Source organism: Paenarthrobacter sp. 10L420 (assembly GCF_056395385.1).
This window is the reverse complement of the sequence record NZ_JBFTJK010000012.1, coordinates 45,128-57,568: the sequence shown is the minus strand read 5'-3', so window position 1 is coordinate 57,568 and position 12,441 is coordinate 45,128. Positions and strand designations below refer to the sequence as shown.

Annotated in this window: 13 protein-coding genes; 8 read left to right on the top strand and 5 right to left on the bottom strand. The window is 61.5% G+C overall.

Annotated features, from left to right (window positions below; translation table 11 throughout):
* Nucleotides 1-5: 5 nt before the first annotated feature.
* A complete protein-coding gene (locus tag AC1DD5_RS16950; RefSeq protein WP_442004407.1) occupies nucleotides 6-434 on the bottom strand; it encodes a phage holin family protein in 429 nt (142 codons plus the stop codon).
* Nucleotides 435-560: 126 nt separating this feature from the next.
* Here AC1DD5_RS16950 and AC1DD5_RS16945 point away from each other — a divergent pair, with 126 nt between their 5' ends.
* From AC1DD5_RS16945 to AC1DD5_RS16925, 5 genes are all read left to right on the top strand, one after another.
* On the top strand, nucleotides 561-1,679 hold the full coding sequence (locus AC1DD5_RS16945) for a histidinol-phosphate transaminase (protein ID WP_477522184.1): 1,119 nt from the start codon (nucleotides 561-563) through the stop codon (nucleotides 1,677-1,679).
* Between the two features lie 149 nt (nucleotides 1,680-1,828).
* Nucleotides 1,829-3,022 carry a pyruvate dehydrogenase (acetyl-transferring) E1 component subunit alpha gene (gene pdhA / locus AC1DD5_RS16940; protein WP_477522183.1) on the top strand — a complete coding sequence of 398 codons (1,194 nt, stop codon included), beginning with the start codon at nucleotides 1,829-1,831 and terminating at the stop codon, nucleotides 3,020-3,022.
* The gene (locus AC1DD5_RS16935) at nucleotides 3,022-4,002 is read left to right on the top strand and encodes an alpha-ketoacid dehydrogenase subunit beta (RefSeq protein WP_477522182.1); all 981 of its coding nucleotides are present in this window, start codon (nucleotides 3,022-3,024) and stop codon (nucleotides 4,000-4,002) included. The genes pdhA and AC1DD5_RS16935 overlap by 1 nt, the downstream gene beginning before the upstream one ends.
* Nucleotides 4,003-4,057: 55 nt before the next feature.
* Nucleotides 4,058-5,674: a dihydrolipoamide acetyltransferase family protein gene (locus AC1DD5_RS16930; protein WP_477522181.1), complete on the top strand. Its 1,617-nt coding sequence runs from the start codon at nucleotides 4,058-4,060 to the stop codon at nucleotides 5,672-5,674.
* A 133-nt stretch (nucleotides 5,675-5,807) separates the two neighbouring features.
* On the top strand, nucleotides 5,808-6,407 hold the full coding sequence (locus tag AC1DD5_RS16925; RefSeq protein WP_477522254.1) for a phosphatase PAP2 family protein: 600 nt from the start codon (nucleotides 5,808-5,810) through the stop codon (nucleotides 6,405-6,407).
* A gap of 60 nt (nucleotides 6,408-6,467) precedes the next feature.
* Here the strand turns inward: AC1DD5_RS16925 and AC1DD5_RS16920 are convergent, their stop codons facing one another.
* The 3 genes from AC1DD5_RS16920 to AC1DD5_RS16910 all read right to left on the bottom strand — a co-directional run bounded on the left by AC1DD5_RS16920 (nucleotide 6,468) and on the right by AC1DD5_RS16910 (nucleotide 8,686).
* On the bottom strand, nucleotides 6,468-6,806 hold the full coding sequence (locus AC1DD5_RS16920) for a hypothetical protein (RefSeq protein WP_477517688.1): 339 nt from the start codon (nucleotides 6,804-6,806) through the stop codon (nucleotides 6,468-6,470).
* Between the two features lie 144 nt (nucleotides 6,807-6,950).
* Nucleotides 6,951-7,379 (bottom strand): universal stress protein, encoded by a 429-nt coding sequence (locus tag AC1DD5_RS16915; RefSeq protein WP_431117086.1) that lies wholly within the window; start codon nucleotides 7,377-7,379, stop codon nucleotides 6,951-6,953.
* Nucleotides 7,376-8,686 carry an aminotransferase-like domain-containing protein gene (locus tag AC1DD5_RS16910; RefSeq protein ID WP_442019324.1) on the bottom strand — a complete coding sequence of 437 codons (1,311 nt, stop codon included), beginning with the start codon at nucleotides 8,684-8,686 and terminating at the stop codon, nucleotides 7,376-7,378. The genes AC1DD5_RS16915 and AC1DD5_RS16910 overlap by 4 nt, the downstream gene beginning before the upstream one ends.
* 110 nt (nucleotides 8,687-8,796) lie before the next feature.
* Between AC1DD5_RS16910 and AC1DD5_RS16905 the strand changes: the two genes are divergently transcribed.
* The 3 genes from AC1DD5_RS16905 (at nucleotide 8,797) to AC1DD5_RS16895 (ending at nucleotide 11,362) form a co-directional block, all read left to right on the top strand.
* A complete protein-coding gene (locus AC1DD5_RS16905; RefSeq protein ID WP_477517690.1) occupies nucleotides 8,797-9,645 on the top strand; it encodes an isocitrate lyase/PEP mutase family protein in 849 nt (282 codons plus the stop codon).
* Nucleotides 9,646-9,756: 111 nt separating this feature from the next.
* Nucleotides 9,757-10,842: a hypothetical protein gene (locus tag AC1DD5_RS16900; protein ID WP_477522180.1), complete on the top strand. Its 1,086-nt coding sequence runs from the start codon at nucleotides 9,757-9,759 to the stop codon at nucleotides 10,840-10,842.
* Nucleotides 10,823-11,362 (top strand): hypothetical protein, encoded by a 540-nt coding sequence (locus AC1DD5_RS16895; protein ID WP_477522179.1) that lies wholly within the window; start codon nucleotides 10,823-10,825, stop codon nucleotides 11,360-11,362. Before AC1DD5_RS16900 ends, AC1DD5_RS16895 begins: the two co-directional genes overlap by 20 nt.
* A gap of 124 nt (nucleotides 11,363-11,486) precedes the next feature.
* Here AC1DD5_RS16895 and AC1DD5_RS16890 read toward each other — a convergent pair whose 3' ends face one another.
* On the bottom strand, nucleotides 11,487-12,344 hold the full coding sequence (locus AC1DD5_RS16890; RefSeq protein WP_477522178.1) for a GerMN domain-containing protein: 858 nt from the start codon (nucleotides 12,342-12,344) through the stop codon (nucleotides 11,487-11,489).
* Between the last annotated feature and the right edge of the window lie 97 nt (nucleotides 12,345-12,441).

Below are 12,441 nucleotides of genomic sequence, written 5' to 3'. Positions count from 1 at the left end.
TGCATCTAGCGTTTGCGGGCCCCGGGGATCAGGCCGGCAACCACGCTGATGATGCTGATGATGATCGAGGCGAGGATGGCTGTCCAGAAGAACGAGTCAATAGTGAGGTGCACAGGCGTGAAGCTGCTCAGCCACGCTGTCAGGTACAGCATTGCCGCATTGATGATGATCGTAAACAGCCCCAGGGTCAGGATCGTCACGGGGAGGGACAGAATCTTGACCAGCGGGCGGACGAACGCGTTGACGACTCCAAAAATCAGGCCGATGAAGAGGTACGCCAAGACGATCCCCGCTGCATCCGCGCCTTCAGTGATCCCGGCGTTGGCTGCCGCCTTTTCAGTGGCAGAGGAAGAGATCTCCAGTCCATCCAACAGCCAGCTGGCGATCCACAGAGCCAGGCCGTTGATCAGGACGCGAACGATGAATGAACCCATGCGCCCATGCTTTCATACTCGCCTGTGGCTCGGCTGGGACATCACCTTAGAGAGGTAACTTGATGAGGACGAACGTTGGCTGCCAAACATGCCAAACGCCACAAGGGTGCAAGTAGGCTTGAATCCATGACTACTACTGACAACGCACCGGAGGGCGTACTCCCTCGACCGGTCGTGGACAGGCTCCCCAAGTACGCGGCTGGTAAACCCCCCGCTGCGATCGAGGGCCTCACCAGCTACAAATTGTCGTCCAATGAAAACCCGCTGCCTCCGATCCCTGCAGTGTTGCAGGCCATCGCGGACCAGACTGACATCAACCGCTACCCAGACCCCTTGGCAACCAAACTGCGCAATGCTTTGGCTGACTTCCTGGATGTTCCTGCTGACGACGTCGTCACCGGTGCAGGAAGCCTCGGCGCACTCAACCAGATTCTTGCCACCTTCGCGGGCCAGAATGATGACGGCAAGTCGGACGAGGTGATCTACGCCTGGCGCTCCTTCGAGGCTTACCCCATTTGTGTGGGCCTTGCGGGGGCGGCCAGCGTGCAGATCCCGTTGCTTCCGGACGGCCGTCACGATCTCGAAACGATGGCGGCGGCGGTCACGGTGCGCACCAAGGTGATCTTGCTCTGCACCCCGAACAACCCCACCGGGCCCATCCTCACGGCTGAGGAAACGGAGCGCTTCATCCAGTCGGTGCCGCCCAACGTGGTGGTGGTCATTGATGAGGCTTACCAGGAATTCGTCCGGGACCAAGCCGCCGTAGACGGGATCAAGCTTTACCGGAAATACCCCAATGTTGTGGTGCTGAGGACTTTCTCCAAAGCCCACGGGTTGGCAGGACTGCGGGTTGGATACAGTGTTTCCGGCCCGCAGCTCACCCAGCACCTTCGCGTTACGGCTACCCCCTTCGCCGTATCGCAAATTGCAGAACGCGCAGCGATTACATCCCTCGAGAATTTCGACCAGGTTGTCGAAAGGGTACAAAGCCTGGTGGAGGAGAGGGACCGCGTCACTTCGGGTCTCCGCGCTCTCGGATGGTTCGTGCCGGAGGCCCAGGGGAACTTCGTTTGGTTGAACTTGGGGGAGAACAGCGGCGAGTTTGCGGCGTTGGCAGCCGAGCAGGCCCTATCTGTCCGGGCCTTCGGTAATGAGGGAGTCCGGGTCAGCATTGGCGAAGTGGAAGCCAATACAAGGTTCCTGAAACTCTGTGCAGGTTATACAAAGGCTCCGCAGAGTTCCTAGCGGTTAACAAATGCGCCTACGCTACTTACTGCCGATAAAGTAAGGACGAAAGCCAAAATATATGCCCGTTCCGGAATGCATTCCGGAACGGGCATATATCCCAGCGACATACATTGCCCGGCACTAGCTGCGGCAAGCAAGGAGACGGAATGGGCTCGACACAACTGCCCCCCGGGACCGATGAAACTCTGGCGGCAACCTCAGCGGCTGTAACTGCCTCGGGTGAACCCGTAGAGATGGTCCAGTTGCTCGGCCCTGACGGAAAGCTAGGCACCGATCCCGTCTTCTCTGACTATGCCAAGCGGATAGACCCCGAAAAGCTCCGCGTCTTTTATGCCGACATGGCCAGGATTCGCCGTTTTGACCAGGAGGCCACCGCGCTGCAGCGCCAAGGCGAACTCGCTTTGTGGGTGCCGCTGACCGGTCAAGAGGCCGCCCAGATCGGCTCGGCCCACGCCAGCCAGCCCCAGGACTACATTTTCCCCACTTACCGTGAACACGGTGTCGCATTGGTGCGCAACGTGGACCTTGCTGAATTGTTGAAGCAGTTCCGCGGAGTCTCCAACGGAGGCTGGGACCCGCGGGGGAACAACTTCCACCTCTACACCTTGGTCCTCGCCGCGCAGACGCTTCACGCAGTGGGCTACGCCATGGGCATCCAGCGTGACCAGAAGCTCGCGGTTGCCGATGGTTCCAATGATCCCAAGGCTGCAGTGGTTGCCTACTTCGGTGACGGCGCCAGCTCCGAAGGGGACGTCCACGAATCAATGGTTTTCGCTGCCTCGTACGACGCCCCGGTTGTCTTCTTCTGCCAGAACAACCACTGGGCCATCTCTGTGCCTACCGAAGTCCAGACCAAGGTCCCGTTGGCCAACCGCGCCAAGGGTTATGGATTCCCGGGAATCCGTGTGGATGGCAACGACGTCATTGCCGTCCATGCCGTCACTGAATGGGCCTTGGAGCATGCCCGTGAGGGCCGCGGCCCTGTACTTATCGAGGCGTACACCTACCGTGTCGGTGCGCACACCACAGCTGACGACCCCACCAAGTACCGCGAATTGGCCGAAGAGACCGCGTGGCGTGAGAAGGATCCGCTGGAGCGTTTGGAGAAATACCTGCGGACTGAAGGGCTCGCCGATGAAGCCTTCTTCGAACAGGTGCAAGCCGACGGTGATGAGCTGGCCAAGTATGTCCGCAGCACCACGCATGGCCTTGAGGTGCCGGACATCCGCGATTCCTTCGCCAATGTCTATGTCGAAGCACACCCGCTGATTGCAGAGGAGCGGGCGTGGTTCGAGGAATACTCGGCAGGCTTTGAAACCGACCAGGAGGCAGCTAACTGATGGCAACCATGACCATTGCAAAGGCCATCAACGAAGGTCTCCGCGCAACGCTGAAGAGCAACCCCAAGTCCCTGTTGATGGGCGAGGACATCGGGCACCTGGGTGGCGTTTATCGGGTGACGGATGGCCTGATCAAGGAATTCGGGGCGGACCGCGTCGTCGATAGCCCTCTGGCAGAGTCCGGCATTGTTGGTACCGCGATTGGCCTCGCTTTGCGTGGCTACTTGCCGGTGTGCGAAATCCAGTTCGATGGCTTCGTCTATCCTGCCTTCAACCAGATCACCACGCAGTTGGCCAAGATCCATGCCCGCAGCCATGGCCGCCTCACTGTTCCTGTGGTCATTCGAATCCCTTACGGCGGCGGCATTGGTTCCATCGAGCACCACTCCGAATCCCCGGAAGCGTTGTTCGCCCACACTGCCGGCCTCCGTATCATTTCGCCGTCCAACGCCCACGACGCTTACTGGATGATCCAGAAAGCCGTTGAGTGCCAGGACCCTGTGATCTTCTTCGAGCCCAAGCGCCGCTACTGGCTCAAGGGCGAGGTGGATGTTGAGAATGCTGGTCTGTCAGAAGACCCGTTCAAGGCACATGTGGTCCGTGAAGGTACGGACGCCACCATTGTGGCTTACGGGCCGTTGGTTCCGGTTGCCCTCGCCGCCGCAAACGCCGCCATCGAGGACGGACGCAGCATTGAGGTCATCGACCTCCGCTCCATCTCGCCCGTGGACTTCGACACCATTGAGACGTCGGTCAAGAAGACCGGCCGCCTGATCGTCGCCCACGAAGCCCCCACGTTCGGCGGCATTGGCGGTGAGATTGCCGCCCGCATCAGCGAACGGGCGTTCCTGCACCTTGAAGCCCCTGTGATCCGTGTTGGCGGTTTCCACATGCCGTATCCCGTGGCCAAGGTTGAAGAGGATTACTTGCCGGACATCGACAAGATCCTCGAAGCGCTCGACCGCTCCCTGGCTTACTAAACCGCCCTGATCCAGTCCGGCTTCACAGCCGGGCAGACGGAAATCGAGGACCACTGTGACTGTAAAGAAATTCAACCTGCCGGACGTCGGCGAAGGCCTGACCGAGGCCGAGGTAGTGGCTTGGAAGGTCAAGCCCGGCGACACCGTTGCCATCAACGATGTCCTGTGCGAGATCGAGACAGCGAAGTCGCTCGTTGAGCTCCCCTCGCCCTTCGCCGGCACGGTCACCGAGTTGTTGGTCGAAGAAGGCATCACGGTGGAGGTTGGCACCGCAATCATCGCGGTTTCGGACAACCAGCCCGGGGATGCAGCGCCGGTGACGCAGGCTCCGACCGCGGCTCCCGCCGTCGAGGCTCCGCTCTACGGCAAGCTTCCTGTTGATACCGACAGTGGCGAGAACGGGCCTGCTGGCGGACCGCTTGTGGGTTCCGGCCCCAAGGCCGACGCCGTGAAGCGCCGTGCGCGCAAGCGTCCAGCCGGTACTGGCGAGCCAACTACAGTTGCGGAAAACGCCGAAGGTACAGTCCAGGACCATCAAGCGGTTTTGGCTGCCCAAGCAGCCCAGGTGCCAATACCTCAACGCCCGACGTCGGCACGCGCCGCCGTCGTGCCGGTCACCCATGCGCCGGTTGCCCAAACGCCAGAAGTAGCAGCGTCAGAAGTAACAGCGCCAGAAGGCACAGCACCAAGTGCTTCAGCCCCAGGTGTTTCGACGCCCCAGACCGCCGCATCACGCGGTGCCGCCATCAGCGGTACCATCAGCGGGCTCGTCAACAAGGTCCTTGCGAAGCCGCCGGTGCGCAAGTTCGCCCGCGATCTTGGCATTGACCTTGCAGACGTCGTAGCCACAGGACAGCGCGGCGAGGTGACCCGCGAGGACCTGGTCAGCTATCAGGCGCAGCGTGACGCTGAGCTTGATCAGGCGGAGTCGTTCTGGGGCGCTTCCAAGAAGCCGCAGGACCAAAGGATCGAGCGCGTACCTGTTAAGGGTGTGCGCAAGGCGACCGCCAAGGCCATGGTGGAGTCCGCGTTCACGGCACCGCACGTCAGCATCTTTGTTGACGTCGACGCGAGCCGGACCATGGAGTTCGTCAAGCGGCTCAAGGTTTCACGGGACTTCGAGGGCATCAAGGTATCCCCGCTGCTTATTTTGGCCAAGGCCGTCATTTGGGCCGCCGCGCGGAACCCCAGTGTCAACGCCACGTGGGTAGACAACGCTGATGGTAACGGCGGTGCGGAGATCCAGGTCAAGCACTTCATGAACCTGGGTATTGCAGCTGCAACACCGCGTGGCTTGATGGTGCCCAATATCAAGGACGCCCAGGATCTCTCCCTGAAGGAGTTGGCCCTCGCCCTCAACGATCTCGCCACGAAGGCCCGGGCGGGCAAGACGCAGCCTGCCGAGATGCAGGGCGGCAGCCTGACCATCACCAACATCGGTGCGCTTGGCATCGATACGGGAACGCCCATCATCAACCCGGGCGAGGTTGCCATCATTGCGTTTGGAACCATCAAGCAGAAGCCATGGGTCCTGGACGGGGAAGTGATTCCGCGGTGGATCACCACGCTGGGTGGGTCCTTTGACCACCGGGTGGTTGACGGCGACCTCTCGGCCCGCTTTATGGCGGACGTAGCTGCCATTCTCGAAGAACCGGCATTGTTGCTTGACTGATCGCCTGGCCGCCACCCATGCGAGCGAAGGGCCGAACACCGCTTTGGCCGCTGACGAGGCTGGTCACGTGCCTGCCCAGTTGGGGTCAGGACACCAGTTGCTCTCAGGACACCAGGCGCAGTCAGGACGCCAGTTGCTATCAGGACCCTGGCGCACCGTCGCCCGTGTTCTAACGGAAGCCTTTCAGCCGCCGATCGTAGTGACGGCTCTACTGTTGATCAGTCCCGCTATCGAACCCGGGTTTCCCGGGACCATGGGCTTCGGGCTGCTCGGTGCCCTCTTCGTCTGTTTTTTGCCGTTGGCATACGTGCTGGTGATGATCCGTCTGGGCAGAATCACCGATCATCATGTCAGTGACCGTCGTCAGCGGCCCGCGTTGCTGCTGCTTGCCTTGATTTCCGTGCTGGCAGGCCTCGTGGTCCTGCAGCTGATTAAGGGTCCGGAAAGCGTTTCGCTGATGATCGTCGCCCTGATCGGAGGCATTGCCGTTCTGGCGGTGGTGAGCGCTTTTTGGAAGATGAGTGGACACGCTTCGGCAATCGCCGCCGCTGCCGTCATTGTGATGATGACGTTCGGGCCCGGCTGGCTGCCCCTGTTGGGCATAGTGCCGGCCGTTGGATGGTCGCGCGTGGTTCTGCGGGCCCATACGCTCGGGCAAGTCGTCGCCGGTTCTTTGTTCGGCGGCATCGTCATCGCAGGGTCCTGGTGGCTGCTGCAGGAATGGATGCTCTGAGGGCAGGCCGCTCGCGGCGGGGCAGGCCTCCGAGGCCTGCTGCAAGGGCGGCGGCCCCGCTTAGAACGCGGGGTAATTAACCAGCAACGCCTGAAGTTCCGTGGTGGACATGTGGTTTGCCATCTCCGCGCTGATGCCCATAGCCATGGCCGCGAAGGTGATCATTGCGACGCAGGCAATCGAGAGGAACCGCCAGTCCTTGCGCATGATGCTGCCGAAAGTTTCCGGCATGGTCAAGCTAGGGGAAATCATGTTGGGGGCGCTGTCCCAGGAGCCGTCGTCGAGCATTGCGATGATGCGGTCATTCGCGCGGTCAAAACGCATCGTGCTGATGCTGTTGCCGTGGCGGGCAAGCAGGATGTCGTGTCCAACGCGCTGGCGCGGCTGCAAAGTAAGCAAGTGAAGTCCCCTGAAGTCAGTTGATGGAGGATGGCTCACGCCATTGGGGGCATCTCAATTTTATAACGATGACTTCTGGGGCCAGGCCTAAATCACGCCAAAAGCCGGGTGAGCCTCCCCACCCGGCGGCGTGATCCAGGTCGCTTAGGGTTGGTCGGTCTTGGCGATATAGACATCGCAAGGAGCGTTGTGGGCCACAGTGTTGGCTACGCTGCCAAGGACACGACCCAGGCCCTGCATGCGCCGGTTGCCCACCACGATCAACCGTGCTTCGAGCATTTCTGCTTCCTTGACCAAGGCTTCACCGGGCTTGCCGCGGGCCGCCGAGTACGTGACCTCAAGGCGGTCATCAGACAGACGCTCCGCGACGGTGCGGGCGACGGCTTCGGCTTCGGCGGCGTCTGACACGATCCACTTGTCCGTCCCGATCTCAACCACCTCGGTCTTGTTGCTGTCGAAAGCGCTCACCACGCGAAGACTGGCTCCAATCCCGATGGCCAGTTGCTGGGCAGCCTTGGCCGCCCTCATCGCCGTCTCGCTACCGTCTACTCCTACAATGACAACCCCGGTCATAGTGCTGCTCCTTCAGTGGTGGCTTTGATGGCCTCTGCGAGAACAGGGGCCAGACGACGTACGCCTTCGGCAATCGTATCCGGCGGTACAGCACTGAAGGCCAGGCGCAGCTTGTTGGAGGGTCCGTCTGCCGGCGAGAAAGCTGCGCCGGGAATGAAGACAACCCCCGCGTCGATGGCCTTCTTCAACAAGGGGTAGGTGTCCACGCCTTGGGGTAACGTAACCCAGACGAAAAATCCACCATCGGGACGTGTCCACGAAAGCCCTGCCGGCATGTATTCGTCCAAGGCGGTGAGAAGGGCTTTACAGCGTTCTGCGTAGAGGCCACGGTACGTTTCGATTTGTCCCCACCAGTCGTAGTCACGCAAATATGCGGATACAAGCATCTGGTTCAGGGGCGGTGGGCAAAGCGTGACTGCTTCGGAGGCCAGGTAGAAACGACGCTGCAGGTGGGCCGGCACCAAGGCCCAGCCAATGCGAAGACCCGGCGCGAAGATCTTGGAGAAGGAGCCCAGGTAGATGACGTCGTCTGGATTTGCAGCCCGCATCGGGGCGATTGGGTGACCGTCAAACCGCAGCAGGCCGTAGGGATTGTCCTCCAAAACGATGATATTCGCCTTGCGGCATATATCTACGATCCGCTGCCTGCGTGCTTCAGCCAGGGTAATGCCCGAGGGATTGTTGAAGTTGGGAATCGTATAGAGGAACTTGATGTTTTTGCCCTCTGCCTGAAGCGCCGCGATCCTGGCCTCGAGGAGTTCAGGTACCAACCCGTCGTCGTCCATTTCGACCGGCTCCACCTGCACTTGGTAAGCCTCGAAGGTATTCAGGGCCCCAACGTAGGTGGGGTTTTCGACGAGGACAACGTCGCCGGGATTGCAGAAGACCTTGGTGGCCACATCCTGCGCTGACTGGGAACCTGCAGTAATCACGATGTTCTCAGGCTGGGCGTCCATTATGCCTTCTGCTGCCATGATCTCGCAGATTTGTTGGCGCAGTTCCGCGGTCCCTTGGCCACCGCCGTATTGCAGGGCGGTCATCCCGTCTTCGGCGATGATCCTGGCCGCGGTCTGGCCAAGCTTTTCCAGCGGCAGCGATTGCAGGTATGGGTTGCCGCCTGCCAGCGAGACAAGGCCGGGCCGCATGGAGATATCGAAGACGTCGCGTACAGCGGACTGCTTGATGTTGGCGGCCCGCGCGGAGAAAAGCTCCTCGTGTGGGTGGGCGGCAGCCGTAGCGGCCCGCTCAATGGCGTCGATGGCTTCAGCGGGCAGCTTGGTGCCGGCATCCAATGTTTCGTGGGTCACAGTGACAGGATACCCCCGAAGGTTGCTAATTAGGCAACATATGTTTTCAAGAACGCGCCGGTTTGCCGTGTTTCCTTTACGCCGGGAACGCCAAGGGCTGGAATGTAGCTATGACACTGCACCGGGGATCCGTGACCAAGGCCGAACTCTTCCACAAGCTTCACGATGCCGGGCCCACGCCGCTGGTCCTGGTAAATGTCTGGGATGCGGCTTCGGCCCGTGTGGTGCAGGAGGCTGGCGCGACGGCGATCGCCACCTCAAGTTCGGCGGTTTCCTGGAGCCTGGGCTTCCGGGACGGCGACCACGTGCCGTGGGGGTTGGCGATGGCGGCGCTGGGGCGGGTGGTAGGGGCAACCAAACTGCCGGTAACTGCCGACATCGAAACTGGATACGGTCGCACGGACGACGAACTGCGGGCCACCGTGCACGGAGTGCTGGATGCAGGAGCGGTTGGCATCAACATTGAGGACTCGGCTGCAGAGCCACTCACGGAAATCAACGAACAATCGCGGCGAATCGCTTTGATCCGTGCCGTGGCGGACGAGCGCGGAATCCCGTTGTTCATCAATGCCCGAACCGACACCTACCTCTCGGGACAGTATGCGGATAGCGCCTACGAAGAGACCCTGCACCGTGCTGAGTCCTACCTTACGGCGGGCGCGGACGGCATCTTCGTTCCCGGAGTCGTGGACCTTCACGTCCTGCACGAACTCTCCAGCAAGATCCCCGCACCTCTGAATGCTCTTGCGGGAGTAGGTGCGCCATCGCCGCTGGAACTTCACGACGCCGGCATACGGCGGGTCAGCATCGGCGGAAATACGGCGAAAGCTGCCTATGCAAAAGTCGCGCGGGTGGCGAAAGAGATCCTGGGGGACGGAAACTGGGCGGGATTGGCAGGCACCCGCAGCCACGACGAGATGGATGCGCTCTTCGCCCAGGGACCCAAGTACCGGCCGTAAGTCGCGCGGTTTGCGGCAGATGAAAGCGCACGACGGCGGAACCTGGCTTTAATGTCGGACCCCACCATTAGCTTGGAATCAGCAGCAAAGACCGTAGGCAGGGGAGGGCGGATGGCAAGACGCAGTGTGCAGTTCTGGCGCATTGAACAACTGAATGGCGTTGATCTGCGCTCTCCGTTTCCAGCGCGCCGGGTCGCCGAGGTACTCAAGAAGGCCCAAGAGGCTGGGACCGAGCGGCATTTCATCGGGGCGGACGGCACGGTGTTGCTGGCGCAAACGGCAGCATTCTCACCTCATCCAGTAATCCTCCTGGACCGGGTGCGCGACACCAACCTGCCCAGCGTCGGGGATGCACTTGGACGCCGCAAACCCCTCCCGTTGGCGCCGGGCGACCACCTCCTGGAAACCACCTACTTTGCCTTCCTGAAGCGGAACGTCATCGCCGTGTTGACCAGCGGCAATGGTCCTCGGGCGTCGAGGATGGGAGAGTACCTCGAAGGCATGTTGGGGCTTGAGCTCGGATTGGTCCCGGTGGTCCGTGAGGACATCGAGGAGATCCTCAGCAGGCTTGAGGTGAGTCGCTTCGAGTTCGCGCTTCCCGCTGAACGCCTCTCCGAAAAATTGATGGAGGGTGAATGGGCTGACGTTCTGGACAGTGCCTCACGTTTGATGAACCAGGGAACCTTCCGGATTTCCCTCAGTGTGGGCCGTCCAGGAAGGGCCGAAGACAAGCAGCGGATCCGGGAGCGCATCCAGCAGCTCATTGATCTCTTCCGTAGGGCGGGATCCGTAGAGCACTTCGACTACGTCGTGGCCGAGGGCAAGGACTCCCTGACCGGCGACCGCGAAGTGATTGATCTGCTTAAGGAGCGTTTCGTCTCCCACATCGAAGTGGACCCGGATGTCTTCAACGATCCCCGAAAGTCCACTGCCGAGGCCATTGCCATCCTCAGTAAACAGGCCAGGGATAACGAGGCCTTCTTCGCCCTCACATTGCCGGACATCAGAGGCTCCGCAGATTCGGTCTCTGTGCCGGACATCGTCGCAGGCGGAATGGCAGCAGTGCGTGAGGCTCTGGCCGCTGCCGCTTCAAAGGAAGAACCCACAAAGGCGGAACCGGCCAGCGTGAAACCTGCGGATGGGAAGTCAGCCCAGGGCTCAGAAGGCAGCGCGGATCATGAGCTTGTACGAGGTTGACATCGAGCACACCGGCCGCCGCCGGACGGTCTGGAAGTGGTTTCTGCTCCATCCGCCGGCAGACTATGCGTGGGCGATTTTGGCTGTGCTGATCTGGCTTGGCTTGGGGTGGCTCTTGAAGCAGCCGTTGATGCTGGAGGGCGTCGATCCGGGTGCCCGTCGAACCCTGTTCCAGACCCTTGCTACTTTGGCTGGCGCTACCGCTGGCCTCACGCTCACCAGCGTCTCCATGCTCATCAACGTGCTCGGCAAAAAGGCGGCGCCTGGGCAGCGCGAGCTTCCCTTGGAGAAGCTCACCGCCTTTCATCGTCGCCAAATCGGAGAAGTGTTCCTGTTCGCCATCCCGGGGCTAGGCCTGCTGCTGGTTGCTGCCCTCGTCACAGTGGTGTTGGAGGGCGATGGTCCCAGGGGCCTCTGGATCCCGGAGGCGGTTGTCTTCGTTCTCACCTTCGCGTCAGTGCTGGCGCTGCTTCGTGTGGCGTGGGCACTACGGCGGGTACTGGCCATCGCGACGGCCTGAAGCCACGGCATTGACACCTCAGCAACCTCAACTAAGTTCCTGCACCGCTAAATCGTTGCTGGCAGGGGGCCAGCGACGAAACAGCGGGTTGACAACGTATGTGTCCCGCGGAGGGTCCGACGCGCTAACGCACGCTCAGCGCCTCAGCCAAAGTCTTGCCATTGACGTAAATTTCGGCCCGGGATGCCCCGCTGGCGGAGACGATGGTGTGCGTCAACTGTGCCTCGATGCGCGGGATGTCGCACACTCCACCGGGCTGCAGCGTGCCCCCCAGGTTCACCACCACTGTTGCTCCGCTGATGTAGCCGGACTGGAAGTGCAACGAGGAATTAGCCAGCGAATCGTAGAGGCCCGCGCCGGTGTCCAGAGGCATGCCAGCTTCCAGCAGGCGGCTCAGCGCCAGCGTCAAAGGGTCGCCGGGCGCCAGGGCACCGCGGACAGGCACCAGGCTGTCGTTGCATCCGAAGCGGACACCTCTGGCGCCCCCGTCGTCAACGGCAACGTAGTAGACAGCCGGCCCCAAATTCAGGTCCTGGGGCACGGTCGCAGCCCGCGCAACGGGAGCAACAGCAGTCGGTGAAGGGCTTGGCGTATCGGCGGGTAAAGGCTCGACGGCGGCACTCGGCCCAGGCGTTGCGGCCACTGCCGTGCCACCGTCACCGTCGCCATAGCCAGCACCATCGGAGCCGGAAATGCTTGAGGGAGTGGCGAGTGCATCCGGACGAGTCGCAGCGCCGCTTCCCGTTGCCGTGGATGTCGACGACGGAGCGTCCCAAGCCCCATCCGCCGCAGCATCACCCACCGAACCGGATGGGCCCACCACTGGAGCAGATGACGTATCCCCGGCGGAGGGCAGGGTCCCTGGGGCCGAAGTGCAGCCAGCCAGCAGCAGACCCAGCACGAGGCAGGCAGCCGGGATCGCCGTCGTACTTGTTGGTCTCCGCCCGGCACGCATGACAGCCCCACGCTCCTGTCCGTCCACCTGTAGTTCAACGTTAGGCCCGTGCGACCTGCAGCAAAATGCCGCTACGGTGACGGTTCGGACAAGAGTTGATCACGCTGCATCCACCAGGCGCCGA

What these genes read in the sequence shown, in the direction of transcription:
- AC1DD5_RS16895 (WP_477522179.1), top strand. Translation starts at nt 10,823, where the DNA reads ATGAGCTTGTACGAGGTTGACATCGAGCACACCGGCCGCCGCCGGACG.
- AC1DD5_RS16905 (WP_477517690.1), top strand. Translation starts at nt 8,797, where the DNA reads ATGACACTGCACCGGGGATCCGTGACCAAGGCCGAACTCTTCCACAAG.
- pdhA (WP_477522183.1), top strand. Translation starts at nt 1,829, where the DNA reads ATGGGCTCGACACAACTGCCCCCCGGGACCGATGAAACTCTGGCGGCA.
- AC1DD5_RS16950 (WP_442004407.1), bottom strand. Translation starts at nt 434, where the DNA reads ATGGGTTCATTCATCGTTCGCGTCCTGATCAACGGCCTGGCTCTGTGG.
- AC1DD5_RS16900 (WP_477522180.1), top strand. Translation starts at nt 9,757, where the DNA reads ATGGCAAGACGCAGTGTGCAGTTCTGGCGCATTGAACAACTGAATGGC.
- AC1DD5_RS16945 (WP_477522184.1), top strand. Translation starts at nt 561, where the DNA reads ATGACTACTACTGACAACGCACCGGAGGGCGTACTCCCTCGACCGGTC.
- AC1DD5_RS16915 (WP_431117086.1), bottom strand. Translation starts at nt 7,379, where the DNA reads ATGACCGGGGTTGTCATTGTAGGAGTAGACGGTAGCGAGACGGCGATG.
- AC1DD5_RS16935 (WP_477522182.1), top strand. Translation starts at nt 3,022, where the DNA reads ATGGCAACCATGACCATTGCAAAGGCCATCAACGAAGGTCTCCGCGCA.